Consider the following 24197-nt stretch of genomic DNA (forward strand, 5'->3'; position numbering starts at 1 on the left):
TGGCGCAAGCAATTTTTCGTTCTCTTTTTTTAGAATTACTCCTGATAGAATTTGTTGTCAATAGCGTTTTTGCAAAATTCTATCAACATTATGTTTACACAAGGAATTGAAAAATGCTGCGCACGCCATCGATACTTCTTGCCGGTTTAGTTTTCTCGTTTTCCGGCTTTGCCGATGAATTTGGTCAAAATGCCAAGCTGTTTTTAGTTGGTGGTGGGCTAAAAACTTGCTCATCTATGTCTCCAAGCCAATGTCTATCTGATGATTTTATTCATGAATCCGACAAATCCCGCCCCTTGTATCAAGTGTCAAAAGACAACATTGATTTCCTGTTTCAACATTGGCCACAAGGTCATCTTGAGCATCAAAAGCACTCGTTGAAGCGGTTGTTAATTGATATGCGCCGTGACAATCCTGGCGTATTGACTAAGTCGCAGTTACGCAGTTTATGGGTTGCCAATGGGGGCAAAAAGCTGGTTAATCAACTGGCCGATCGTGAGTTTTATTTGCTGTTAGATGCGCTAGAACTTGGTTTAGTTGATGACAAAGGTTTTCGTCGCCAAGAGCGGGCCTCTGTTGCTAATACTCGCAATCCATTTTCAAAGGAAGTCTTTAATCGCTTCACCCAATTTGCAGCTGTAAAAGCCAAAATAAAACAAAGAACTAAACCAAAAATTCTAGTGGTGACTGCTTCAGCGCGTGACCCATTTGAAGCGGTAGATTTTTATCAAAGTGTGTTCGCTGAAACTGGCGCCGAGGTCAGCTGGTTGCCAATAGATGCTGCGCTAAATACACTCTGGCAACAGCAAGGAACCGAGGTAGCTGCTTGTACGCAGTTGGAGCAATATCAAGCCGAGGTACTAGGCACAATAAAGCGCAAGTTTGTGTATCCCGATCATTATGTAAACCAGCAACAATGGTGCCGTGAGCCTGCAGCTTTTATCAATGCGATTGAACAAGCTGATGGCTTATTTATCAACGGCGGCGATCAGTCGCTTACATTACAAGCGTTTAAGAACAAAGATGGGACTGACAACGCGCTTCTGAAGGCCATTCGTAAGCAGCTTGAGCAAAATCAGCTTATTGTTGGCGGCACTAGCGCAGGCACAGCTGTGATGTCTGGTGGCGTCTATCAACAAAAGCAGGTTCCTATGATCACTAACGGCCGCAGTGAAGTTGCACTACTTAGAGGGGCGAAAGCAGATGTGTTGCCAAGTGCTGGCTGCAATAAAGATAACCAATGTGGTGAGCTACTTAATGATGATTTAACCTACAACAGTCAAGGCGGAATGGGTCTGTTCAAGTGGGGCATTATGGACACCCATTTCTCTGAGCGCGGCAGGCAAGGGCGATTGGTAAAGTTGGTTACTGATACTCAGTCTAGATTTGCTTTTGGCGTTGATGAAGCCACTGCATTAGTGGTGTCGTGGCAGTCTAAAGAGCAGCTTGAAATGCAGGTTGTTGGTCAAACTGGTGTGTTTGTTGTTGAAAATAAACTTGCTGATGGCGGCAAGAAAAACCAAGTTTTGACTCATTTTGCTACCCGAGACGATCGCATGCGTTTGCAAGCTGGTAAGTTAACTATTGATTTTGCCAGTTGGAAACAAGCATCCTCCGTGAGCGATGAGCAAGTAAAAGCTACTACCTCAGTCACTGAGTCCGTCACTTTGCCAGTAACGTTGTCAAGAAGCGCTGGAGTTAATGATATTTTTACGGGTGAAAATTATCTAAAAGCGGCGCATAACCTATGTAACTCTGCTGACAAATCACAAATGTTTACTAGTCATTTTCAAGGTAAGCAAATTGAGCTAACACTAACAAAGGCGGAGCATTGGCAACAGGCAAGTGGCGCAATAGAGTCTGATAACACAAATAAAGATTACTGTAGCTATCAGAATATGGCGTTTGACTATCAACTACGTTATACCAATTAGCACAAGTATTTGATCATTCTTACTGGTTACTTTTTATTGGTAAAAATGGCTTATAACTTCGTTAGAAATTTTGTAGGTAGGGCAACTAGCTAGCTGCAATTTCCGCCTTGTTCTAAGCGATTTTCCCTGCGTAATCTCTGAACACTTATTTATCCCAATTGGTATTTAGTTGCAGTCAGTGGAGTGCAATTAAGTGCAGAAAACAAAAAAGCCACTCGATTGAGTGGCTTCGTTGTATATGGTGCCGGCACCAAGAGTCGAACTCGGGACCTACTGATTACAAGTCAGTTGCTCTACCAACTGAGCTATGCCGGCTAAATAGTGGTGCCCGAACCCGGAATCGAACCAGGGACACGAGGATTTTCAATCCTCTGCTCTACCAACTGAGCTATTCGGGCAACAAACGTCAGTGTTTGTCGTCTACTTCGAACATTAACTTAGGCTTATAAGCCCTGTCTCGTTCGGAGTGCGCACATATTATAGCGGTGGTTTTCATCGTGCAAGTGCTTTTTAATGGGTTTATTGTCGTTAGCCTAGTTAATGCGCAAATTGTTCAGTGTTTAACTGTTTTAAGGTTAGCTTAGCTTGCAGTTGCTAGTGTTGAGGCTTATTCACCGCATTTGAATCAATGTTACTCAGCCTTACTTGGTGTCGCCTATGACTGCTATTTTAGGGAGTACAAACCTTATGTTTGATTAACTACATAGAGTTTGATTCTAAAAAATAGAATGTTAATGGCGAATCTTTGCAATTTAAATCTAAAAAATGGGTGTATAGAATGAGTTCAACAATTAAACGAGACACCAAATAGATGCACATAGCTAGTAGCAGTAAGCGCAGGAGTTAAAGGGAGTTCAATGTTCAAGAATACAAATCAAGGTTATGGCTGGGTTGCCATCGGATTGCACTGGATATCAGCTATTACGGTAATTGGCTTGTTTGCGGTTGGCTTTTGGATGGTCGAACTAACTTATTACAGTAAGTGGTATCAGGTAGCGCCTCATTGGCATAAAAGTATCGGCTTGATGCTGTTGTTGGCAACAGTGATACGAATCGCTTGGAAACAGCTAAATCCTAAAGTCAGTAAAGCTGCAGAGCATAAAGCTTGGGAGCAAAAGGCGGCAAGCATTGCTCATGGTCTTATCTACATGCTGTTATTCACGATTATGGTGTCAGGTATTTTGATTTCGACAGCAGATGGCCGTGGAATTTTAGTTTTTGATTGGTTTGAGCTGCCATCACCAGGTTTACTGTTTGGTAAAGAGCAGCTATTTGAAAATCAGGCAGATATTGCTGGATTAATTCATCAATACGCAGCTTATAGCTTAATTGCACTCGTTGTTGTCCATGGTGCAGGCGCGATTAAGCACCATTTTGTCGACAAAGATAACACCCTTAAACGTATGCTTCGCCCTGAATAATAAGCGTAGCCCCACAACACAGTTTCATTAATTTAGATAAAGGAATAGCAATGAAAAAATCACTCTTTGGTAAGTCAATAGTAGGCCTAGTTGCCGCAACCAGTTTATTAGGTGCATCGTTTAGCGCTAATGCCGCTGACTACAAAATTGATACGCAAGGTGCCCATGCATTTATTCAATTCAAAGTGAGCCACTTGGGCTACAGCTTCGTGATGGGGCGTTTTAATGAGTTTTCTGGCGACTTTAGTTATGACAAGGACAATCTAGCTGCTGGTAAAATCAACGTAACGATTAATACCAAAAGCGTTGATTCAAACCATGCTGAGCGCGACAAGCATTTGCGCGGCTCTGATTTTTTAAATACCAGCAAGCACCCTCAAGCAAGCTTTGTATCGACATCAATTGAAGATAAAGGCAACGGTAAGCTGGTTGTTAATGGTGACTTTACCTTTAATGGCGTGACTAAGCCGTTGGCGATCGATGCTGTAATGGTGGGCGAGGGCAAAGATCCTTGGGGCGGCTACCGCGCGGGTTTTACCGGTACTACTCGCTTTAAGATGAAAGATTACGGTGTGAAGATGGATCTTGGCCCTGCATCTGCCTATGTGGATCTTGAGTTAGTAGTTGAGGGTATTAAGCAGTAATTTTGCTCGGGTAGCTAACGCTCGTAAAGCGGTAAACTATCAGGTTAAATTTGAGATAATCCAAGCAAAAGCAAAAGCAAAAGCACAAGCACAAGCACAAGCATATTAGCTTGTGCTTTTTTGTTCTGTCTCACTCTGAAAGTGCCTGTTTATTCGCCGTAACCTCGCTCACCAACTTAACTCAGCTCTACGTTAACCTTGTAGTGCTTACCCGCCTCGATATCGTCAATGATATTGCCAACAATCGGCTGTCCATTTAAGCGAACTTTAACTGTGCTGGCAGCTTCACTCGATTGGCTTTGCTTATAGTCAACCTCAAAGGTTGCGCCGCGAAAACGGCGTGTAACGCTAGCTTGAGGCCAGTTACTTGGCAATTGCGGCGCAATCTTTAAACCTCGCTCACAGCCTTGTAATCCAAACAGTTTTTCAATTAAACATCGGTAATACCAGGCGACTGTGCCTGTGTTAAATAACTGACTTGATTTACCTGCTACATCAGGGTGCTGAAAATAGGCGCCGCGGTAGTAATTTGGAATAAATACAGGGAGTTGCCCACGGGCAATTTGATCGCCTTGCTCGCTGCTAGGTAGCATTTTACTCATCACCTGCCAGGCTGTGTCTTTATGCTTATTTGAGTGCTCATCATAAAGCGCGTAGGCATAAAAAATCGCGGCATGATTATAGACTGAGCCGTTTTCAGCGCTTCCTGGGTACTTTTGCGTGACCCTGCCAACATCTTCGCGCATTTGGGTGTAGCTTGGCGCCAGCATCATAAGCCCAAAGGGCGTGAATAGTTGTTGCTGAACTTGCTCAATCATAGATTGGCTTTGCTGCTCGTCACTGGCATTTGCTAGCAGGGCAAAGCTTTGTGGGTTGGCATAAATACGGCCTTCTACATCATCACTAACGCCAAACTTTACCCCATCATCAGTGATGCCTCGACCGTACCAGTTGCCATCCCAGCAATGTTGGTTGACGCTATCATTTATCTGCAGGCTCAATACAGATAGCTGCTCTGCAAGTTCGTGCTCTTGAAGTTTTATGGCAACATTACTCCACAACCTGAGGGCATAAGAGGTCGCCAAACTTAACCAGCTTGACACCCCTTTACCCTTGTAGCCCACCATGTTCATCGGATCGCACCAGTCGCCTTGTGCGATATAACTCAAGCCGCGATGGTCGCGCTGTTTAACTAACCATTCTAGAGCAAGATTTATGTGCTCAAATACACTTAGTTGTTCGCCACTGTCTTTGAACGGTAGCGTTTGCTGCAGGAATGAATAATCATTGGTTTCATCTAAATAGGCTTGTAAGCAGATCACTAACCATACGCAGTGGTCGGTGTGCGGCACTTGATTAATGTATTTAAGCTCAGCTTGTTCATTGAGTAAGATGCCATTTGGCATCGCCCCCGTTCTATGTTGCTGGCTAAGGGCGGTGATGAATGCATCTTTTGTTGCTTGTGGCTTGATGTACACCATGCCCATGGCATCTTGCAGGTAATTGCGAGTTTGCGGATCGGTAGATAAGCGATTGACATCGCCATGATAAAAAACTTGCCTTGCTAGCCAGTGATTAACAAAGTGATTAAGTTCATCATGAGGCGTGCTAATGTCGATGCAATTGACCGCCTGATCTATGTACTCTTTGAATGCAGTATTCCAACTATCATCGCTCGATAGCCCTGATGATTGCTTGTGCTTTGTCGGCAGATAGTTATCGGATAAGGCTTTTATTTGCGCTTTATTGGCAACTGGCGCAAACACAAACTCAAGCTCATCAGTGCTATGCGCATCAAGCGTCAGTGCAAAGTGCATACTGGCAACCGGTGTTTCATATTTAGCTTCACCGTTATCTAGCCTTACGTGCTGTATTGCCTCAGGGTTGGTTAGTCCAGACTCGCCCTCGAAAATGCCTTGCCTGGTTTCAAAGCTGTCTGGCCTGCGCTGACTGATGAGCACAGTATTGTCTTTACTGCCCTGATTTTTAAAGTAATCAGCGACCTTCTGATATGGGGTAACGCTTTGACAGACAATGGCATTAAGCTCGCTATCAAAGTGAGCCGACTGATTCATCCATGACATATAACCCACTGGGAAGTAGCTATAAAGATGCAGCTTGCGCTGTTTGCCTGATAAATCTTTGACGATAATACGCCAAAGCTCAGCGGCGTCATCAACGGGTAGAGTGACGCTCAAGTTTACTTCAAGTTGGTTGTGCTCGATGTGCCAACAAATCTCTGATTGACCTGCAATAAAATTAAATTTGTCTAACGGCTTTTTGATAGGCGCATAAGGTACAGAAAACAGCTCATTATTGGTTTCATCTTTAATATAGAAAAACCTGCCTGGATGATGGCTGTAGTAGGGATGCTCGGGTTGAATAAAGGTTGTTGCTTCAATATTCGGCCCTTTAGCGTACTTAGCTGGCTCTGGCTGCATAAACTGCCCAACAGCGTAACCACGGCAATTAAAGCTCACCATCATTTGTTTGTTCCACAAAAAGCTTACTGCGTTAGGCATGTCCGTTGGGCTTGTTAGACTCACCTGACCATTTGATTGATAGTCAATCATGTTCAAAATACTCATATCTCTTGCTTAATTAGTTGTCGGGCTGTTTGTTGTTAGTTTTGGAATAAAACACAGCAAATTAGCTGCTTGGCGCACCATGAAGGCTTTGGTTCACCTTATACATGGTGGCTTCATCTAAGCTGTAGCGGCTAATTATCCATACCGAAATAACGGCAAACACAGCGGGAATGAGTGTGTTGAGCAATACAATGCCCATCTCTGAGCTGTCAGATTGCGTTTGATTGGCGACATAGCCCATGCCAGATAAAATCCAGCCCATCATGGCACCAGCAATGGCGCCGCCCAGTTTTTGCGAAAATGCGGCGGCAGAAAAGGTCATGGCTGTGGCGCGGCGACCATTTTGATATTGGCCAAAGTCAGCGGTATCGGCGTACATAGAAAACACCAGAGGTGATTTAGGGCCTAAACAAAAACCGATTAATGCCTGAGTGACAAACATCAATTCAATGCTAGTGGCGGGGATAAAATAAAAACCGATACAAAGTATGGCGACTGCTGACATTAGGTACATAAGTAGCGGCTTTTTATCGCAATACTTAGTCATCAAAGGTGTACTTGCAGCGCCTATAGCTAGCGCTAGCATGTAAGTTGCGGTAAAGCAGCCAATAAGATCTTCTCGCCCCACATAATACTTAAAGTAGAAGGTACCTGTACTGGCTCGCAGGGTGATGGTTAGCATGATGATAAGCGCGAGCGAGAACAGTACTAACCAGGGTTTGTTGCTGATTAAATCTTTAATGTCTTGCGTAATTGTAGAGCGCTGATTGACAGGCGGGGCGATGCGTTCTTTAGTCGCAGCAAAGCTGATATAAAAACACAATGCAGCGACAATACCATAGCAAGCCATAGTCAACTGCCAGCCGAGTTTTTCATCACCTGCGCCGAGTAAATTCACTAGCTCTGGTGTTAAAAAGGCGACCAAGGTTCCGCCACTAAACGCGCCGATAAAGCGAAAGCTGGTTAGGGTGGTTCTTTGCTGACTGTCAGCTGTAACCACACCGAGCAGTGCGCCATAAGGTACATTGATAAAGGTGTAGGCGAGCATCATGAAAATGTAGGTGGCATAAGCCCAAATGAGTTTGCCACTATCGCTGAAGTCTGGAACGGTGAAGGTGAGCACACCTGCTGCTGCAATTGGAATGATCCCAAGCAGTAAATAGGGTCTGAATTTACCAAATCGGGTTTGGGTGCGATCAGCTAAGGCGCCCATTAGCGGGTCTGAAAACGCGTCAATTAACCGGGTGACTAACATCATGGTGCCAACGGCAGCAGCGGATAAGCCAAATACGTCGGTGTAAAAGATGAATAGGAATACATCAAACACGCGCCAATAGAAGTTAGACGCTACATCGCCCATGGCGTAGCCAATTTTCTCTTTTAATGGCAATGCTTTTTGAGCATCGTTGGTGCTTGTCATAATGATCATCCATTTTCAATTTACGCTTATTTATTCTGGCCAAGTCGTTTATATGTGTTAGCTAGACACATTTGACACAATCGACAAAAAAAGAAATGAAAGCGCTTACATTTTTATTTTAATGTATGCCATTGATTAGATAATCACCAGTATTATTTTTAATAAAATGTTAATTGAGATGTTTTGAGGTATAAAAATAGCCCGCAGGATGCGGGCTATTTGATATTCGTTTAAGACGGCTTAGTTATCTTAACTATTTTACTCGTCTTCACTTGGAGGTACGTAGCCTTCGATTTCTACGTCTTTGCCTTCAAATAAAAAGTTCACCATGTTCTCTTCAAGCATTTTACGGTCGTCAACATTCATCATGTTGAGCTTGTGCTCGTTGATTAGCATGGTTTGTTTCTTCTGCCATAGGCCCCAAGCTTCTTTACTAACATTGTCAAAAATACGCTTACCTAAATCACCTGGATAGAGTTGGAAGTCTAAGCCATCAGCTTCTTTTTTAAGGTAAACACAATTAACTGTACGAGCCATGATTACTCCTTTATTGGACGGTTGGCTATATAAGATAAATTTTCTAGTATGCGCTCTGTCGCCGCTGCTAAGCCGACTTTTGCTCTTTGGTTGATGTTATACCAAAGCTCTGGAGTTTGTTCCATGACCTTGGTCGCGTCATTGCTTTGATTGTCGCGTATCACCAACACTGGCGTGATGTCTAAATGAAAATGACTAAACGTATGCCTAAAGCCGCTTAGCTCATGTTCAGCTAACGTTAGCTGATTATCTGCTGCGAACTGCTCAAGCTGAGCTTGTGAATCAAATTGCGGGAAACACCAAAGTCCGCCCCAAATTCCACTTGGTGGCCTTTGCAGTAGTTTTACCTCAGGAGAATCACCCACCAATCCTGTTGCTTTATCTAACTTTAGCTCAACTAGCATCCAGGCCTGCTTTGCAGGGATCGTTTTTTTCGGCTTTTTACCAGGGTACTGGGTTTGCTTGCCCTGAAGCTGCGCTTCACAGTCGATAGCGATAGGGCATTGTTCGCACTTTGGTTTTGAGCGAGTGCAAACATTGGCGCCCATATCCATCATTGCCTGATTAAATTTTTGAATATCTTTTTTGGGAGTAACCGTTTCAGTTTTGTGCCACAGACGTTGCTCAACGCTTTTCTTACCTGGCCAGCCATCAATAGCGCTGTGACGAGCTAGTACGCGCTTAACATTACCGTCAAGAATAGGGTGGTGCTGACCAAGAGATAGAGACAAGACCGCCCCCGCTGTTGAGCGGCCGATGCCTGGCAGTGCTAACACTTGCTCAAACTCAGTTGGAAACTCGCCTTGGTGAATATCACGCACTTGCTGAGCCGCTTTATGAAGATTCCGCGCTCTGGCGTAGTAGCCAAGCCCAGTCCAAAGATGCAGTACTTCATCTTGTTCGGCATTGGCTAAATCCACCACGGTTGGAAAGCGGGTCATAAAAGTTTGATAGTAAGGAATTACTGTCGCGACCTGGGTTTGCTGCAACATGATCTCTGAAATCCATACGCTGTATGGGGTTATATTTTGTTGCCAGGGTAAACTTTTACGCCCGTGTTGGTCGTACCAAGTAATAATGCGAGAGGAAAATGAGGCTTTTGATTTCATCGGGGCAGTGTATATAGGCAAGCCTTTAAGTACAAGAGTGCAAGCACAAGCATGTATCGCAGAATTTCACCCAGTTGAATTTAGCGAGTTCATGTTGATTAGTTTAGTAGCCATATTTGGCGGCATTATTGGCTAATAACACTACCACTCCCGCAGCTTGATTGAGTATAATGACCGATTAGTAAAAATTAATTGACTATCATTAGCTAAGCGACTTAATCAAGCACTAAATGTAGGCTAGGTTTGAGTCTGAGATGTCTCTAATGATAAAAGAGGAAACAATGAGCGACGTAACCACAGCGGAATTCACCGAAGAAGGTAAGTACCTTCGCAAAGTCAGAAGCTTTGTTTTAAGAGAAGGACGTTTAACCAAGGGACAACAACAAGCAATTGACTCACATTGGGCGACTATGGGTTTAGACTACAGCCCTGAGCCGCTTGATTTGACTCACGTGTTCGGCCGTGACGCAGACACAGTGCTTGAAATTGGCTTTGGTATGGGAGCGTCGTTAGTTGAAATGGCAGCTGACGCACCAGAATTAAACTTTATTGGTATCGAAGTACACAAGCCTGGTGTTGGCTCTTGTTTATCTGACGCTGGCGCAGCTGGTGTGAGCAACTTACGTGTTTACCATCATGATGCGATGGAAGTGCTAGAAAACGCGATTGCTGATGGCTCGCTTGCTCGCGTGCAGTTATTCTTCCCTGATCCATGGCATAAAAAGCGTCATCACAAACGTCGCATTGTACAGCCTGAATTTGCTCAGCTTATTCGCCGCAAGCTTAAAATTGGTGGTGTTTTCCATATGGCAACAGACTGGGAAAACTACAGTGAGCACATGCTAGAAGTGATGCATGATGCAGAAGGCTTTAAAAACCAGTCTAAAGATGGCACTGTTGTCGAGCGCCCAGATAGTCGCCCTTTAACTAAGTTTGAAGCTCGTGGCCACCGTCTTGGTCATGGTGTTTGGGATATTATGTTTGAGCGCACTGCTTAAACTCGCTGCTTTTTCGTCAATTAAGGAGAGATAACATGGCTAAGAATCGTAGCCGTCGTTTACGTAAGAAACTACGCGTTGATGAGTTCCAAGAGCTTGGATTCGACGTTAACTGGACTTTCGAAGATTCGGTGACAGAGTCACAGATTGACGAGATTGTTGATAAGTTTATCGATGATGTAATCGAGGCGCGCAAATTAGGTTTCCATGGTGGCGGCCATAAAGAGTGGGAGGGCATTATCGCTACTCAAACTCTAGGTAAGTGCACCGAGGAAGACATGGCAGCGGTTAAAGCCTTTTGGGCAGAGCAGCCTGCGAAAGATGTTGAAGTGAGTGCTTTATACGACCTTTACTGGGACTAATGAACATTGCCACAAGCAGATTTACTTAAACAAGCGGTCGACATAGTTCGGCCGCTTTTAGGTCAGGGCAAAGTCGCTGACTATATTCCCGCACTAGCGAATGTTAATCCTAATAAGCTAGCGATTGCGGTTACTAGCATTGACGGCACGACTATCGGTGCGGGTGACTATTTAGAGCCATTCTCGATTCAAAGTATCTCTAAGGTGTTTAGTCTAACTATGGCGCTTAATCTTTATCAAGAAGATGAGATTTGGAGCCGAGTTGGTAAAGAACCGTCAGGACAGTCGTTTAACTCACTGGTGCAAGTTGAGCTTGAGCGTGGTAAGCCGCGTAACCCGTTTATTAACGCTGGTGCGCTGGTAATTGCCGACCTTATTCAGTCTAGATTGAGTGCCCCTAAGCATAGAATGCTTGAGCGGGTACGGGAGATGGCGGGTAATCAGTCTATTTGCTACGACAAAACCGTGGCTCGCTCTGAATATCAAGCCAGTGCCCGAAATGCCGCGATTGCCTATTTGATGAAATCATTCGGCAACTTCCATGAAGATGTTGATACGGTTTTAAAGAGCTACTTTCATTACTGCGCACTGCGAATGAACTGCGCCGATCTATCAAGAGCGATGTTTTATCTTGCTAACAAAGGTAAGACGCTTGCAGGTAAGCAGCTTATTACCCCGGTACAAACCCGTCAGCTTAATGCCTTGCTTGCAACCTCTGGACTTTATGATGGCGCGGGAGAGTTTGCCTATCGTGTTGGTATGCCAGGTAAAAGCGGTGTTGGTGGTGGTATTATCGCAGTTATTCCCGGTGATATGTCGATTTGCGTATGGTCACCAGAGCTTGATGCTAACGGTAATTCGCTCGCTGGCACAGCCATGCTTGAGCATATTTGTCAGCAACTTGGGCGCTCAATTTTTTAACGCGAGTCACTTATCTAACAACAGCTCACAGCTTTAGCCAACATCTCTTTAAAGAGGTATTGGCTAAAGTGCATATTTCCAATCGCACCAGCGTTTGTTTACCGCTATTTGCGGCAAGTTACTTTTATCTCTCGTTTGCTGGTTCAATCACTTACAGCTTAAATCACTTGCAGCTTAAATCACTTAGTGCTTTGTGGCACAAACTTGGATTTCTATTATTTAACCTGTTATTCACTCATTGGTTAAATTCCTCAACTCTAGTTAAAAAAACCAACTTGTTAGTTATTTCGCTCATCAAGTCCAACTTGCTAAAGACATTGCCTTAACTTTAAGTTCATGAAAATTATTGGTTTTTAATATTTGGCACACCTCGTGCTTTATCCTAAACAAATTGGAAAGACTTAAACGACTAAGGATGATGACAATGACTAATCAACACTTGCTTAAAGCTGCTGCGGTAACAGGCTTAGTATTATCGACTACTTTTGCTATGCCGGCCCAAGCAAAGATTTCATTCAGCGATGACGAGTGCAACGTAGCGCTTAACTACGATATCACTGTTGAGCCAAAACGTTTGCAGGTAAGTGATCAAGGTAAAGAGCAATATCGTATCGAAATGGGTGAGTTGTATGTCAATGGCAAGCAAGTTGAACTTGATGCCAAACAACAAGCGCTTGTTAATCAATACTCTGACGCCGTATCTAAACAAGTACCTGAAGTGATTGACCTAGTTGGTGACGTTGTAGTGTTAGCCACTCAAGCTGTAAGCATGGCGCTGACACCAATCTTAGGTGATGCGGCAGGTAGCCAAATAGATGAGTTAATGGTTGGCATTCAAGACCGAGTTGATGAGTTAGCCTATCAGCAAGGTGATCGTTTCTTCTTAGGCGCAACAGAAACCACAATGGAAAATGCGTTCAACGAAGAGTTCGAGAAAGAAATTGAAGAGGTGATGACTAACTCTATTGGCACCATGATGATGGCGCTAGGTGGTCAAATCATGTCTTCTGAAGGTGGCAGCTTTGAAGAGAAGATGGAAGCCTTTGGCCGTAAAATGGAAAACATTGGCGATGACATCGAAATGCAAATCGCTGAGCAGTCAAAAGACATCGAACATAGAGCTGAAAAAGTATGCGAGAACTTCCAGTCAGTTGTTGAGCTAGAGCAGCAACTACGCCGAGAAGTACCAGAGCTTGCACCTTATATACTGACGCAACCTAGCTCGTATGTGGCTAAATCTGAATAAGGTGTTAACTAGCTATCTAAATTAGCTAACCTGTGTTGTCAGTCCTAGAGTTTTGATTCTTCGAAGCTTTTGAATTCGAAGCTGTTGCTTTCGAAGTTGTTGAAGACGCAGCACGTAAAATCTTCCCTCGATATTTTAACAAATATCCTGACCTTCCCCTGTTACTTCATCCAAGGTAACAGGGGCTTTTTTTGCCTGTTCACGGGCTGGTCGCACAAATAGTTTCCTATCAGTTGCACAAAAAATATCAACTTTGTTCGGCTAAAAAAATTGTCAATTATAAATATAGAGCAATTGGACAATTTTTTGTTATACTCATAAAAATTATAAGAAAAATAACTTGGATTCCTGAAATAGTTGGCTATTTCGGATAATCGTTAACAAGATGTAGACGCCTTCTGAGGTGCATTGTTGCAACCGTTAGCACAATGGTTGAGTAATGTTAGCCGAATAAGTAGACCGCTTATGAACAGAAGGACTTCGCTTAATACTTTTGTGTCGTAATCAATTTAAGGCGACTTCCATGTTAGAACTGTTAGAACCCATTGCAATTTTTACCCATGTGGCTCGAGCAGGCAGTTTTAGTGCTGCTGCTAGACGTCTTGGGATTTCTAAATCCAAAGTGAGTACTCAAGTCGCTGACTTAGAACACAAACTTGGTGTGCAACTTATTCAACGTACGACACGTAGTTTAAGTTTAACTGAGGCGGGTAATCTGCTTTACCTTCAAGGTGAAGAGCTACTGCGTGATGCTGAGCAAGCTGTCGCCAGTGTGCATAACCTCAATGATGCAACTCGTGGTGTACTTAAGGTGGGTATTTCCCAGTCTTTCGGTACCATGCACATCATTCCGGCACTGCCAGAGTTTATGGCCAAGCACCCTGAGTTAGAACTGCAGGTGAGCTTGCTTGATCATAAGGTTGACGTAGTAAGTGAAGGCTTAGATCTACTGTTAACTATGTCTGAGCAGTTACCACTTGGCATGGTTGCCAGACCACTAATGAAGTGTCAGTTCTTGTTAGCTGCGTCGCCTGATTATATTGCTAAGCACGGCACCTTAACTCGCCCTGAACAGCTAGTTGACCATAACTGCCTTGTTTACCAAGGTGAGTGGCATGAGCACAGCATGTGGCAGTTTAAGAAAGGTGACGATTATTGCGAGATAGGCGTTTCTGGTAATTTCCGTGTGGATAATGCACCAGCGCTTAAGTCTGCGGCAGTAAGTGGCTTGGGTGTGGTTTACCTTGCAAGCTACCTGCTTGAAGATGAGTTAGAGCAGGGTACCTTGGTTCCGTTGTTACCTGAGTGGCAGTTAACCAATAACTTACCACTGCAAGCTGTTTACCCACGCCGTAAGCACTTAGCGCCTAAGGTTAGTGCGTTTATCGACTTTATTAAAGAGCACATTGGTAGCCCGCCATATTGGGACGCGAAATGTGAGCATTTATATAAAATGCGCAAATAGTCACCAACCATACATGGTGAAAACATTGTTCGGAATTTAGTAAAAAGCCGCGAATTAGTTCGCGGCTTTTTGTTTTTGTAATCGAAACAGTTGTTTAGGTTGATCTTGATCACATTGGTAAAAAGTTAACTTCAATGGCTTAGGGTGATCTTGGCAAAAGTCCTATTGCACTCTGTTCTGAAATAAATACAATGGCCTCATCTGATTCAAAATGATTTGAACCCTATATTTAAAAAAGAAATGACCCCTTCTTTTTTAAATATACAAATCAGCAACTTCGCAGTTTTGGATCTTAGCTGGCAGCTGTTTTATTTATCAAACAGTGCTAGCCTTCAAACCATCATCCTAATTTTGGTACCCCAGACTTTGTCTGGGGTTATTTTTTGCCTGTAATTCAGCTGACTTGCAGTGACACTCGCCTTTTAAATTTGTCTAAGTGTTTCTACCTTAGCGATGTATCTAAGCACGCTTTATCCGATAGTTAATCACTCATACTAACCGTTGCGTGCTGTGATTGTGGCAACAAAAAAGGACAAGCGTTTGCTTGTCCTTTTTAGCGATTTTATGTCTATAAGCTAAGTATTAGCTTACTTAACACTCGCAACCCATTGGTCAACTTGCTGCTCTAAAACATCAAGCGGCAGAGGGCCGTTCTTTAAGATAAGTGTGTGGAAGTCGCGAATATCAAATTTGTCACCAAGTTTAGCTTTGGCATCTTCACGTAATTCTAGAATTTTGATCATACCTACTTTGTAAGCGGTTGCTTGAGATGGCATGACTACGTGGCGCTCAACCATTTTGATTGCATCAGACTCAGCGTTTGGCGTGTTATCAACGTAATATGCGATACCTTGCTCACGAGTCCACTTTTTGGTGTGAATACCTGTATCAACCACTAGGCGACATGCGCGCCATAGCTCCATTGCTAGACGACCAAAGTCAGAGTATGGATCTTGGTATAAGCCCATCTCTTTCGGGAAGTATTCGGTATAGAGTCCCCAGCCTTCGGTGTAAGCTGTGTAACGGCCAAACTTGCGGAACATAGGAATGCCCTCAAGCTCTTGTGAAATAGCGATTTGCATGTGGTGGCCAGGAATACCTTCATGGTAGGCAAGTGCTTCCATTTGGTATTTAGGCATGGCCTTCATGTCGTAAAGGTTCGCGTAGTAAATGCCTGGTAGTGAACCATCAGGCGCTGGCTGGCTGTAAAACGCCTTACCAGCAGATTTTTCGCGGAATGCCTCAACCTGACGTACCACTAGTGGCGCTTTAGGTTTAATTTTAAATACTTCATCTAAGCGTGACTCCATGACGTCAATCATGGCTTTCGCTTCTTTTAAGTAAGCCGCTTTACCTTCATCCGTTTCTGGGTAATAGAATTGCTCGTCATCACGCATAAAGGTAAAGAACTCTTGTAAGTTACCTTTGAAGCCAACTTTCGCCATGATTTGCTTCATCTCACCGTGAATGCGGGCGACTTCACTCAGTCCTAGCTGGTGGATTTGCTCAGATGTCATGTCTGTTGTGGTAGTTCGCTTGAGTGCGTTATTGAAAAATACGTCACCTTCAGGCAGCTTCCACACACCATCACGGGTATCGGCTTGTTTCTCTAACTTGTTTAAGTAGCTAACTAGGCTCTTATATGCCGGTTGTAAGTTGTTAATGAGCGCACCTTTTGCTTCATCTAACAGTGCTTGCTTGCTGTCTGCATCTAACTCTAACTTATCAATTTTGCGGTTAAAGTCTGCCCACAGTGTGCTGTCTGCGCCGCTGTTATCAAATGGGGCACCGGTGATAATGTTCTGACTGTCTGAAATAACGTATGGGAACACAAATTTCGGCGCGATAATGCCTTTGTCTGCACGCAATTGCAGCTCAGTTTCAAGTTGTTTGAGCATTGGCTTAGTGCCGTTTAAGCGGCTAATGTAGGCTTTAGCATCACTAACTTCGGCAATTTGATGTTGGTTAATCAAAAATGATGCAACCATAGAGTGCAGGCCATACATTTGGTTAACTGGATAGTTGTGGTGACGCCACTTATCATCAGCAATTTGGTTTTCTAGATTAGCAACCAATAACTTTTGGCTAAGTGCGGTTTGCTCATCTAACTGAGTTACGTCAATTTTAGCAAGTTGGGCAAGGTGTTTTTTAGCTCGAGCTAGATTTTCATCAGTGTTTTTATCGCTAATGTCGTCCCATTTACCATAGTCCTTCTTGATACCAAGATAAGTTTGGTACACAGGGCTTGCCATCACATTTTCCATAAAGATGGCTTGGTAAAGCTCATTGGCTTTTTGCGATTCAGTTTTAGCCTCTACTTGTTCTGCTACAGGTTGCGTAGCTGAACTTGAAGAGTTGACGTTAGTACAAGCTGTGCCTGCAAATACGGTTGCTATAGCGAGAGCGATGAGGGTTGTTTTGGTTTTTATTGCCATCGTTAACTTCCATTAGTGATGAGTAAATCTAGCTTAAATAATTACTGAATTTGACGTTGCTATTTGTTGTGACAGGCACCCTGATATAGCTTGGTTCAGCAGTTGATGTTTAAGTAAATTGCGAATTATCCAGCGCACATCCTAATAAAGGAAAAGTCGTTTGTGTTAACAAAAATGTTAGCAAGTGTGTTGCATTGTTAACGGCAGGGCGTATTAGCAAGGTTAGAGTGTGTGGTAGAGCTTTGGAATTGACGCAGATAATCCTGCAGCAGCATATCAAATGAGCGCAAACTGCTGTTTTAGTATGAGTGACAAGTTGATCGGCTTGGAGTGTTAATTGCCATTTGCTGGGTATTTTTATGCAACTAATGCTTATGACAGCAAGGTTGCCATAAGCACAGAATCGATTGCTCCTCGTTTGTGCCTCGAGGTGCTACTAATTACAAGAATAGCGACAGTACTTCGTTGACAAACATCTGCCCTTTCGCAGTGAGCTGCCAATGGTGTTCGGTTTCCTCTATCAGCCCACGCTCTTTGGCTTGCTTCATTCCTTCATCAAGTGAGTTTGCAGCAAGGCCGGTTCTTTGCTCAAACTCTGATTTTAGAATTGGCTCAATCAAACGCAAACGGTTCATCAAGTATTCAATTGCCAGCTCATCTTTGTCTACGTATTGAGTGTCAAAGGTATAGTCGTCAGTTTTTAAGTAGCCTTTTGGGTGCTTAATTTTGACTGTGCGGATAATGCGATGGTTTTCAACATCGGTAATTTTACCGTGTGCGCCACAGCCAACACCTAAATAATCTCCAAAGCGCCAATAGTTGAGATTGTGGCGACATTGAAAGCCAGGTTTGGCATAAGCAGATATTTCGTACTGCTGATAACCGAGTTGGGCGAGGCGCTTTTGCCCTTGCTCATAAATCTGCCACAGGTTTTCATCATCTGGCAACTGTGGCGGCTTTGAATGAAACAGGGTGTTGGGCTCAATGGTGAGCTGATACCAGGACAGGTGAGGTGGCTGCAACGCAGCAGCTTGCTCGATATCTTGCATGGCTTCATCAAAGCTTTGGCTTGGCAAACCATGCATAAGATCAAGGTTGAAGCTTTGATATTGAGCCTGTTTAGCGCTTGCTGCAGCGACTACCGCTTCGTTGTCGTCGTGGATACGCCCGAGCAAGTTGAGCTTGTCTTTTGAAAAGCTTTGAATACCAATAGATAACCTGGTTACACCAGCTTGTCGATAAGCGCTAAAGTCATCATGCTCTAAGGTGCCAGGGTTCGCTTCCATGGTGATTTCGATATCATCTTCAAAACCAATCATTTGCTTAGCACCATCGAGGATGCGCTTGATTGCAGCAGCACTAAATAATGATGGCGTGCCGCCGCCAATGAAGATGGTATGGATGCGTCTACCATGGACGTATTTTAAATCTTGCTTTAGATCTTCCAGCAGGGCATGGACATATTGCTGCTGTGGTAGCTCGCCGTTTTGTCCGTGGGAGTTGAAGTCACAATAGGGGCATTTTTGTACACACCAAGGAATATGGATATATAGACTAAGTGGGGGAAGCTGCAGCATCCAAATGCCCTCGGTAAATTGCGGATTGGTTAAAAAATTCTGGCATTAAAACAGCTTGAGTTAGGGCTTACTGACCTTGGTGCGGTATTTAAACATGCTCAGCTAAATCCGACTCAAGCTCTAATGTGAAATCTAGTTTAGGCTCTAACTCAAGTGCTAACTAAAATAGCGAGTTGGCTAAATAACGCTTTTGGCTTTAAATGCCTCTAGTAATAAGGCTAGTGCTTTTCCGCGATGACTGATGGCATTTTTCTCATCACTTGATAGCTCAGCGGCCGTTTGTTCATAGCCGTTAGCAACAAAAATTGGGTCATAACCATGGCCCTGCTCACCCACTGGCGCATGATTGATTTCACCTTCCCAAGCAGCCTGACAAATAATCGGTGTTGGGTCATCAGCATGGCGCATGTATACCAGTACGCATTGGAATCGAGCACTGCGGTTTTGCTCACCGCTCATTGCTTGTAATAGCTTTTCGTAGTTTGATTTCGCTGTCGCATCAATACCTGAATAACGCGCAGAATAGATGCCTGGTTGACCATTTAGCGCATCTACCTCAATACCTGAGTCATCAGCAATGGCGGGTTTGCCAGTAATTTTGGCCGCATGACGCGCCTTAATAATCGCATTTTCCACAAAGGTGGTACCGGTTTCGGCGACTTCTGGCACATCAAATTGGCTTTGCGGCAGAACCTGAATGTTAAATTTGGCGAGCATTTGATCAAATTCGGCAAGTTTACCCTTGTTGCCGCTGGCAAGTACGATTTGCTGCATGAAGCACCTCTAGCTAGAAACGATAAATCGGCGCATATCATACTCTGCTATCTGATGGTTTTGAACTGGATTATTGAGTTTGCGGTTAATGAAGCTAGCGGTTAACGCACTTAACAGTAATCAAAGAAAAAGGGCAATAAGCCTGCTTTGCTTACTGCCCTTAATCACTCATGACTTGGTTGAGCCTGAAGTTTTCCTTCGAATTGTCGAAGTTAATTTACATAGAATTTTTGCTTGAACTTTAGGCTGGTGTTCAATTCGTTGTCATGGCGAATGGCTAAGTTAAAGTGGATAACTTCTTCATCGCGAAAAGGTACTTGAGCGATGTAGTAAATAGCCTGGCCTTCACGGATTTCTTTAAACTCGAGTTCGGCGCGAGCATCAAGTAAATTTTTGGCAAAGCCTTTAATATCAACGGCAACTGCAGGGTTGCCGTCTTGGCGCGTATCTAACACGGTAATGTTAACCAAACCATTGTAACGGCTACGCTTTATGCCGTAGGTGCTGGCAACTTCAGGCGTAATGAAGGTGCTGTCTAGCGCCATGTAGTGGATTTCAAACTGACCAACCACTTGCTTTTGTTCAGCATGTACTGAGGCATTGATTAGCGTTAAGGCGGCAAAAACTAAGGCTAAGCTGAGTTGTCTCAACATACTGCATCCTTGATTTGGTGATATAAGTGAAGATAGAAGTGTGATCTAAGTCCGTTCAGGGTAACCGTTTTTAATAACAAAAAAAAGCCGTGAATCAGTAGATGATCACGGCTTATTCATTGATTTAGCTTGGTTGGACTATTCCGGTATTAAAGTAAGTAGTTACTTACTGTCCCCGAATGAGTACTTGGCTTTGTTTTGATTAAATAAAAGCCCAAAACGGGATGTACTGACTAAACAGAATATTTAAAAAGTTCATCGCGATAAACAGCACCAGTACTGATAAATCCAAACCACCGATAGGTGGAATAATGCGGCGGATAGGTGCGATTAGTGGCTCAGTAAGTTGCCCCATAATCATCACTACAGGATTGTAGCCCTGGTTGAACCAGCTCAAAATTGCGCGGATTAACAGCATCCAGAACAGCAATACACCTGTCTTTTTAAGCACTGCCACAACTGAATACAAGATAAACGTTAGCGCATCAAACTGGGCTCCAGCCATGAGAGTAAGTACTAACAATTTTGTCATCACCACCAGAATTGCTAGCACAATCGATGAGGTGTCTACGCTTCCAATCGATGGCAGCACGCGACGCATCGGCGCAATAATCGGTTGGGTGGCTTTTACTACAAACTGACTAAACGGGTTGTAGAAATCCGCGCGTACCAGCTGCAGCCAGAAACGTAGGATCACAACCATCAGGTATAAATCAAAAACGGTATCGACAAGAAAAGTCATTGCATCCATATAGAGCCTTTGAATTCATGTTTGTTAAATCAACTTTTGTTAAGGTGACATATTAGCATTAATGGCGCTTGGTGCTGATTAAATTAATATTTAGGTTTAATTTTTGCTAACTCAACCTATATTCTCTGGTCTCTCAGTGAAAGCTTTTGTGTTTTTGGGGGGAGTAGATTCCCGCTCAAAAGCGCTGCGGGAATGACGGTGTCGGATAGGTTGTGAGAATGAACTGGGTTGCATTGCGGGAATGACATGAGGTGGTTTGTTGTGGAATGCCCCTTATTGCCGTCCTCGAAGTGCTCCCCTCTTAATACGTCACTTTCGAGATGCTTCCTCTCAATATGTCACCCTCGAAGCGCTTTTAATCGAGGGTCTATGTCGAGGGGAATGTTAGAGAGGGGAATGTTAGAGAGGGGCAATGTTAGTGTCTGGAATAGATTCCCGCTCAAAAGCGTTGCGGGAATGACTGTGTCGGATAGGTTGTGGGAATGCCCTAATACGTCACCCTCGAAGTGATTTTAATCGAGGGTCTATGTTGATGGTCTGTGTCGAGGGGCGGTGGGATGTCTGGAGCAGATTCCCGCTCAAAAGCATTGCGGGAATGACTGTGTCGGATAGGTTGTGGGAATGCCCTAATACGTCGCCCTCTAAGTGATTTTAATCGAGGGTCTCATAGTCAAAGTCCTCTTAACAATCTAAAAGGTTTTTGCCATTTCTTTTGCGCGTGCAACACAGTTGTGCATTGCTTTATCAACAAGACCTCGTAGATCGCCTTGCTCAAAGGTGTTCACTGCCTGCGCGGTTGTGCCGCCTTTTGAAGTAACGTTGTTTCTTAGGGTTGCCAGTGATTGCTCTGGGTTTTGAATTACCATTTGTGCCGCGCCCAATGCCGCTTGTTGAGCGAGCTCACGCGCTTGTTGCTCGCTCATACCCATTTTTATGCCGGTTTCAATCATGGATTCGATAAACAAGAAAAAGTACGCTGGAGAACTGCCAGCAAGCGCAATCACCTGATCAAGCTCATCTTCCTGTTCAACCCAAACCACCTTACCGCCACTTTGCATTAGCAGCTCACAGATTTGTTTGTGCTCATCACTAACATTTTCCTGCGCGTGCAGACCCGTCATGCCATAACCAATTTGAGTTGGCGTATTTGGCATAGTGCGGATTAGTTTAATCGGCTGTTTTAGGTAATCTTGATAACGTTTGGCTGGAATACCCGCGGCGATAGTCACTACAAGCTTATCGCTAAGATCTAACTGGGCTAAATGATTGCAAACTTGCTCCATTAGCTGCGGTTTGACGCTTAAAACAATAACGTCACACTGTTTTGCTACCGCTAAATTGTCGTTATTAATATTAATGGCAAAGTCAGCTTGTAAGGCATCGAGTTTTGGTTGGCTAGGGTTGCTGGCGTAAATCAATTTAGGGTTATAGCCATTATTTACCATGCCGCTGATGATACTGCGGCTCATGTTGCCGGCACCGATAAAGCAAACGCTTGCTTGAGTCATATCTATGTTGTTCCTGAATAATTAGTTTTGTTCTTTTAATTGTTTAAGAGGCTGTCTGTTTTCTTTTAGAGCAAACGACTAACCATCCATATTGAAATTAATTTCGTTTACCAAAAATGGCGCTACCGATACGTACCATAGTTGAGCCTTGTTCAATGGCGATATTTAAGTCGTTACTCATCCCCATCGATAAGGTATCGACTTGACTATATTTGGCTTTTAGCTGCTTGAATGCTTCATGTAATGCTGCAAATTCTTGTCGCTGTAGCTCTGCATCATCGGTCGCTGTTGGAATAGCCATAAGGCCGCGAAGTACAAGATTATCTAGTTGCAGAATATGCTCAGCGAGCTCTGTGACTTCAGTTAATGCGACACCCGATTTAGATTGTTCATTGCTGACATTAACTTGAATACAAACGTTAAGTGGCGCTTTAGTCGCTGGGCGCTGTTCACTCAATCGTGTGGCAATTTTGGCGCGGCTAACTGTATGCATCCAGTCAAAGTTCTCTGCAACGATTTTGCTTTTGTTAGATTGCAGTGGGCCGATAAAGTGCCATTCTATATCAGAGTATTGCTCGCTCAGTTCAGCAATCTTTTGCTCGCCTTCCTGGACATAGTTCTCGCCGAATTTACGCTGCCCAGCTTCATAAGCTTCTATAATGTCAGCTACAGGTTTAGTTTTACTCACGGCAAGCAGCGCAATATCGTGTTGTTGGCGTGCACATTTTTGCGCCGCTTGATGAATTCTACTCTGGGCGATTGATATTCTGTCTGCTATTGTTGTCATAGTGTTGATTATATGGATGTCATTTAAATGGAAATCACTGAATTACTAGCCTTTAGTGTAAAACACAAGGCGTCAGATTTGCACCTTTCTGCAGGTGTTTCACCTATGATCCGTGTTGATGGTGAAGTGCGTAAAATTAACGTGCCAGCACTCGATCATCAAGGTGTTCATAGCTTAGTTTATGACATCATGAACGATAAGCAGCGTAAAGACTATGAAGAGCACCTTGAAATTGACTTTTCGTTTGAAGTACCTGGTCTTGCGCGTTTTCGTGTAAACGCATTTAACCAGTCTCGCGGTGCTGGTGCGGTTTTCCGTACTATTCCCTCTGAAATCTTAACTCTTGAGCAGCTAGGCGCGCCTGAAATCTTTAAAAAGATCTCTAGTTTCCCTCGTGGCCTAGTGCTGGTCACTGGCCCTACTGGTTCGGGTAAGTCAACCACGCTTGCCGCTATGGTCGATTATATTAACGAGAATCGTCACGACCATATTTTGACCATTGAAGACCCTATCGAATTCGTGCACCAGAACAAACAATGTTTGGTTAACCAACGTGAGGTGCACAAACATACTCATAGCTTCAACGCTGCGCTACGTAGTGCACTGCGTGAAGACCCTGACGTTATTCTTGTGGGTGAGATGCGTGACCTTGAAACCATTCGCCTAGCAATGACGGCAGCAGAAACCGGTCACCTAGTGTTTGGTACCTTACATACCACCTCAGCGGCAAAAACCATTGACCGTGTGGTTGACGTATTCCCAGCGGGTGAAAAAGACATGGTAAGAACCATGTTGTCAGAGTCACTACAGGCGGTTATTTCGCAAACTCTTATCAAGAAAATCGGTGGCGGGCGAGTCGCCGCTCACGAGATCATGATGGGTACGCCAGCTATTCGTAACCTCATTCGTGAAGATAAAGTCGCGCAAATGTACTCGGCAATTCAAACTGGTATGGCTCATGGCATGCAGACGCTTGAGCAATGTTTGCAAAACCTGGTTAACCGCGGCCAAATTACCCGTGAAGATGCGATGTCGAAGAGCTCGAATAAACAAGCTAACTTTTAATT

20 protein-coding genes and 2 tRNA genes are annotated in these 24197 nt (G+C 43.9%); 9 read left to right on the forward strand and 13 right to left on the reverse strand.

Going from position 1 to position 24197, the window contains the following annotated elements; genetic code table 11:
• The first annotated feature begins 113 nt into the window (after positions 1 to 113).
• Positions 114 to 1934 (forward strand): cyanophycinase, encoded by a 1821-nt coding sequence (locus G3R49_RS05530; RefSeq protein ID WP_167868954.1) that lies wholly within the window; start codon positions 114 to 116, stop codon positions 1932 to 1934.
• Positions 1935 to 2173: 239 nt separating this feature from the next.
• Here the strand turns inward: G3R49_RS05530 and G3R49_RS05535 are convergent.
• Both G3R49_RS05535 and G3R49_RS05540 read right to left on the reverse strand, forming a co-directional pair.
• A tRNA-Thr gene (locus tag G3R49_RS05535) sits at positions 2174 to 2249 on the reverse strand.
• 7 nt (positions 2250 to 2256) lie between these two features.
• Positions 2257 to 2332, reverse strand: a tRNA-Phe gene (locus G3R49_RS05540).
• 459 nt (positions 2333 to 2791) lie between these two features.
• Here G3R49_RS05540 and G3R49_RS05545 point away from each other — a divergent pair.
• Entirely contained in the window at positions 2792 to 3355 is a 564-nt protein-coding gene (locus G3R49_RS05545; RefSeq protein WP_167868955.1) for a cytochrome b, read from the forward strand.
• 50 nt (positions 3356 to 3405) lie between these two features.
• Positions 3406 to 3999 (forward strand): YceI family protein, encoded by a 594-nt coding sequence (locus G3R49_RS05550; protein ID WP_167868956.1) that lies wholly within the window; start codon positions 3406 to 3408, stop codon positions 3997 to 3999.
• A 176-nt stretch (positions 4000 to 4175) separates the two neighbouring features.
• On the opposite strand, the gene G3R49_RS05555 is transcribed toward G3R49_RS05550, so the two are convergent.
• The 4 genes from G3R49_RS05555 to mutY all read right to left on the reverse strand — a co-directional run bounded on the left by G3R49_RS05555 (position 4176) and on the right by mutY (position 9653).
• On the reverse strand, positions 4176 to 6587 hold the full coding sequence (locus G3R49_RS05555; RefSeq protein ID WP_210147127.1) for an amylo-alpha-1,6-glucosidase: 2412 nt from the start codon (positions 6585 to 6587) through the stop codon (positions 4176 to 4178).
• A 61-nt stretch (positions 6588 to 6648) separates the two neighbouring features.
• Entirely contained in the window at positions 6649 to 8007 is a 1359-nt protein-coding gene (locus G3R49_RS05560; RefSeq protein ID WP_210147128.1) for an MFS transporter, read from the reverse strand.
• A gap of 258 nt (positions 8008 to 8265) precedes the next feature.
• Positions 8266 to 8544 carry an oxidative damage protection protein gene (locus tag G3R49_RS05565; RefSeq protein WP_130597884.1) on the reverse strand — a complete coding sequence of 93 codons (279 nt, stop codon included), beginning with the start codon at positions 8542 to 8544 and terminating at the stop codon, positions 8266 to 8268.
• A 2-nt stretch (positions 8545 to 8546) separates the two neighbouring features.
• Positions 8547 to 9653, reverse strand: coding sequence for an A/G-specific adenine glycosylase (gene mutY, locus G3R49_RS05570; protein WP_167868958.1), 1107 nt, complete (start codon positions 9651 to 9653; stop codon positions 8547 to 8549).
• Between the two features lie 281 nt (positions 9654 to 9934).
• On the opposite strand from mutY, the gene trmB reads away from it, so the two are divergent.
• The 5 genes from trmB to G3R49_RS05595 all read left to right on the forward strand — a co-directional run bounded on the left by trmB (position 9935) and on the right by G3R49_RS05595 (position 14645).
• Complete coding sequence (gene trmB, locus G3R49_RS05575) at positions 9935 to 10651, forward strand: tRNA (guanosine(46)-N7)-methyltransferase TrmB (RefSeq protein WP_130597882.1); 717 nt, start codon at positions 9935 to 9937, stop codon at positions 10649 to 10651.
• A 35-nt stretch (positions 10652 to 10686) separates the two neighbouring features.
• Positions 10687 to 11013 carry a 50S ribosome-binding protein YggL gene (locus tag G3R49_RS05580; RefSeq protein WP_130597881.1) on the forward strand — a complete coding sequence of 109 codons (327 nt, stop codon included), beginning with the start codon at positions 10687 to 10689 and terminating at the stop codon, positions 11011 to 11013.
• Positions 11014 to 11019: 6 nt separating this feature from the next.
• A complete protein-coding gene (gene glsB / locus G3R49_RS05585) occupies positions 11020 to 11934 on the forward strand; it encodes a glutaminase B (RefSeq protein WP_167868959.1) in 915 nt (304 codons plus the stop codon).
• A gap of 424 nt (positions 11935 to 12358) precedes the next feature.
• The gene (locus G3R49_RS05590) at positions 12359 to 13180 is read left to right on the forward strand and encodes a YggN family protein (protein ID WP_167868960.1); all 822 of its coding nucleotides are present in this window, start codon (positions 12359 to 12361) and stop codon (positions 13178 to 13180) included.
• Positions 13181 to 13703: 523 nt separating this feature from the next.
• The gene (locus tag G3R49_RS05595; protein WP_130597878.1) at positions 13704 to 14645 is read left to right on the forward strand and encodes a LysR family transcriptional regulator; all 942 of its coding nucleotides are present in this window, start codon (positions 13704 to 13706) and stop codon (positions 14643 to 14645) included.
• A 587-nt stretch (positions 14646 to 15232) separates the two neighbouring features.
• Here the strand turns inward: G3R49_RS05595 and G3R49_RS05600 are convergent.
• From G3R49_RS05600 to G3R49_RS05630, 7 genes are all read right to left on the reverse strand, one after another.
• Positions 15233 to 17080, reverse strand: coding sequence for a DUF885 family protein (locus tag G3R49_RS05600; RefSeq protein WP_167868961.1), 1848 nt, complete (start codon positions 17078 to 17080; stop codon positions 15233 to 15235).
• Positions 17081 to 17520: 440 nt separating this feature from the next.
• On the reverse strand, positions 17521 to 18657 hold the full coding sequence (gene hemW / locus G3R49_RS05605) for a radical SAM family heme chaperone HemW (RefSeq protein WP_167868962.1): 1137 nt from the start codon (positions 18655 to 18657) through the stop codon (positions 17521 to 17523).
• 177 nt (positions 18658 to 18834) lie between these two features.
• Positions 18835 to 19431, reverse strand: a complete 597-nt coding sequence (rdgB, locus tag G3R49_RS05610) for an RdgB/HAM1 family non-canonical purine NTP pyrophosphatase (protein ID WP_167868963.1) — start codon at positions 19429 to 19431, stop codon at positions 18835 to 18837.
• A 212-nt stretch (positions 19432 to 19643) separates the two neighbouring features.
• On the reverse strand, positions 19644 to 20084 hold the full coding sequence (locus tag G3R49_RS05615) for a DUF4426 domain-containing protein (RefSeq protein ID WP_167868964.1): 441 nt from the start codon (positions 20082 to 20084) through the stop codon (positions 19644 to 19646).
• Positions 20085 to 20286: 202 nt separating this feature from the next.
• Positions 20287 to 20835, reverse strand: coding sequence for a YggT family protein (locus G3R49_RS05620; RefSeq protein ID WP_167868965.1), 549 nt, complete (start codon positions 20833 to 20835; stop codon positions 20287 to 20289).
• A gap of 689 nt (positions 20836 to 21524) precedes the next feature.
• Positions 21525 to 22343 carry a pyrroline-5-carboxylate reductase gene (gene proC / locus G3R49_RS05625; RefSeq protein ID WP_167868966.1) on the reverse strand — a complete coding sequence of 273 codons (819 nt, stop codon included), beginning with the start codon at positions 22341 to 22343 and terminating at the stop codon, positions 21525 to 21527.
• 97 nt (positions 22344 to 22440) lie between these two features.
• Positions 22441 to 23130 carry a YggS family pyridoxal phosphate-dependent enzyme gene (locus tag G3R49_RS05630; protein WP_167868967.1) on the reverse strand — a complete coding sequence of 230 codons (690 nt, stop codon included), beginning with the start codon at positions 23128 to 23130 and terminating at the stop codon, positions 22441 to 22443.
• Positions 23131 to 23157: 27 nt separating this feature from the next.
• On the opposite strand from G3R49_RS05630, the gene G3R49_RS05635 reads away from it, so the two are divergent.
• On the forward strand, positions 23158 to 24195 hold the full coding sequence (locus G3R49_RS05635; protein ID WP_130597870.1) for a type IV pilus twitching motility protein PilT: 1038 nt from the start codon (positions 23158 to 23160) through the stop codon (positions 24193 to 24195).
• The last annotated feature ends 2 nt before the right edge of the window (positions 24196 to 24197 follow it).

The organism is Shewanella sp. WXL01 (assembly GCF_012263345.1).
Classification (GTDB): Bacteria; Pseudomonadota; Gammaproteobacteria; order Enterobacterales; family Shewanellaceae; genus Shewanella; species Shewanella maritima.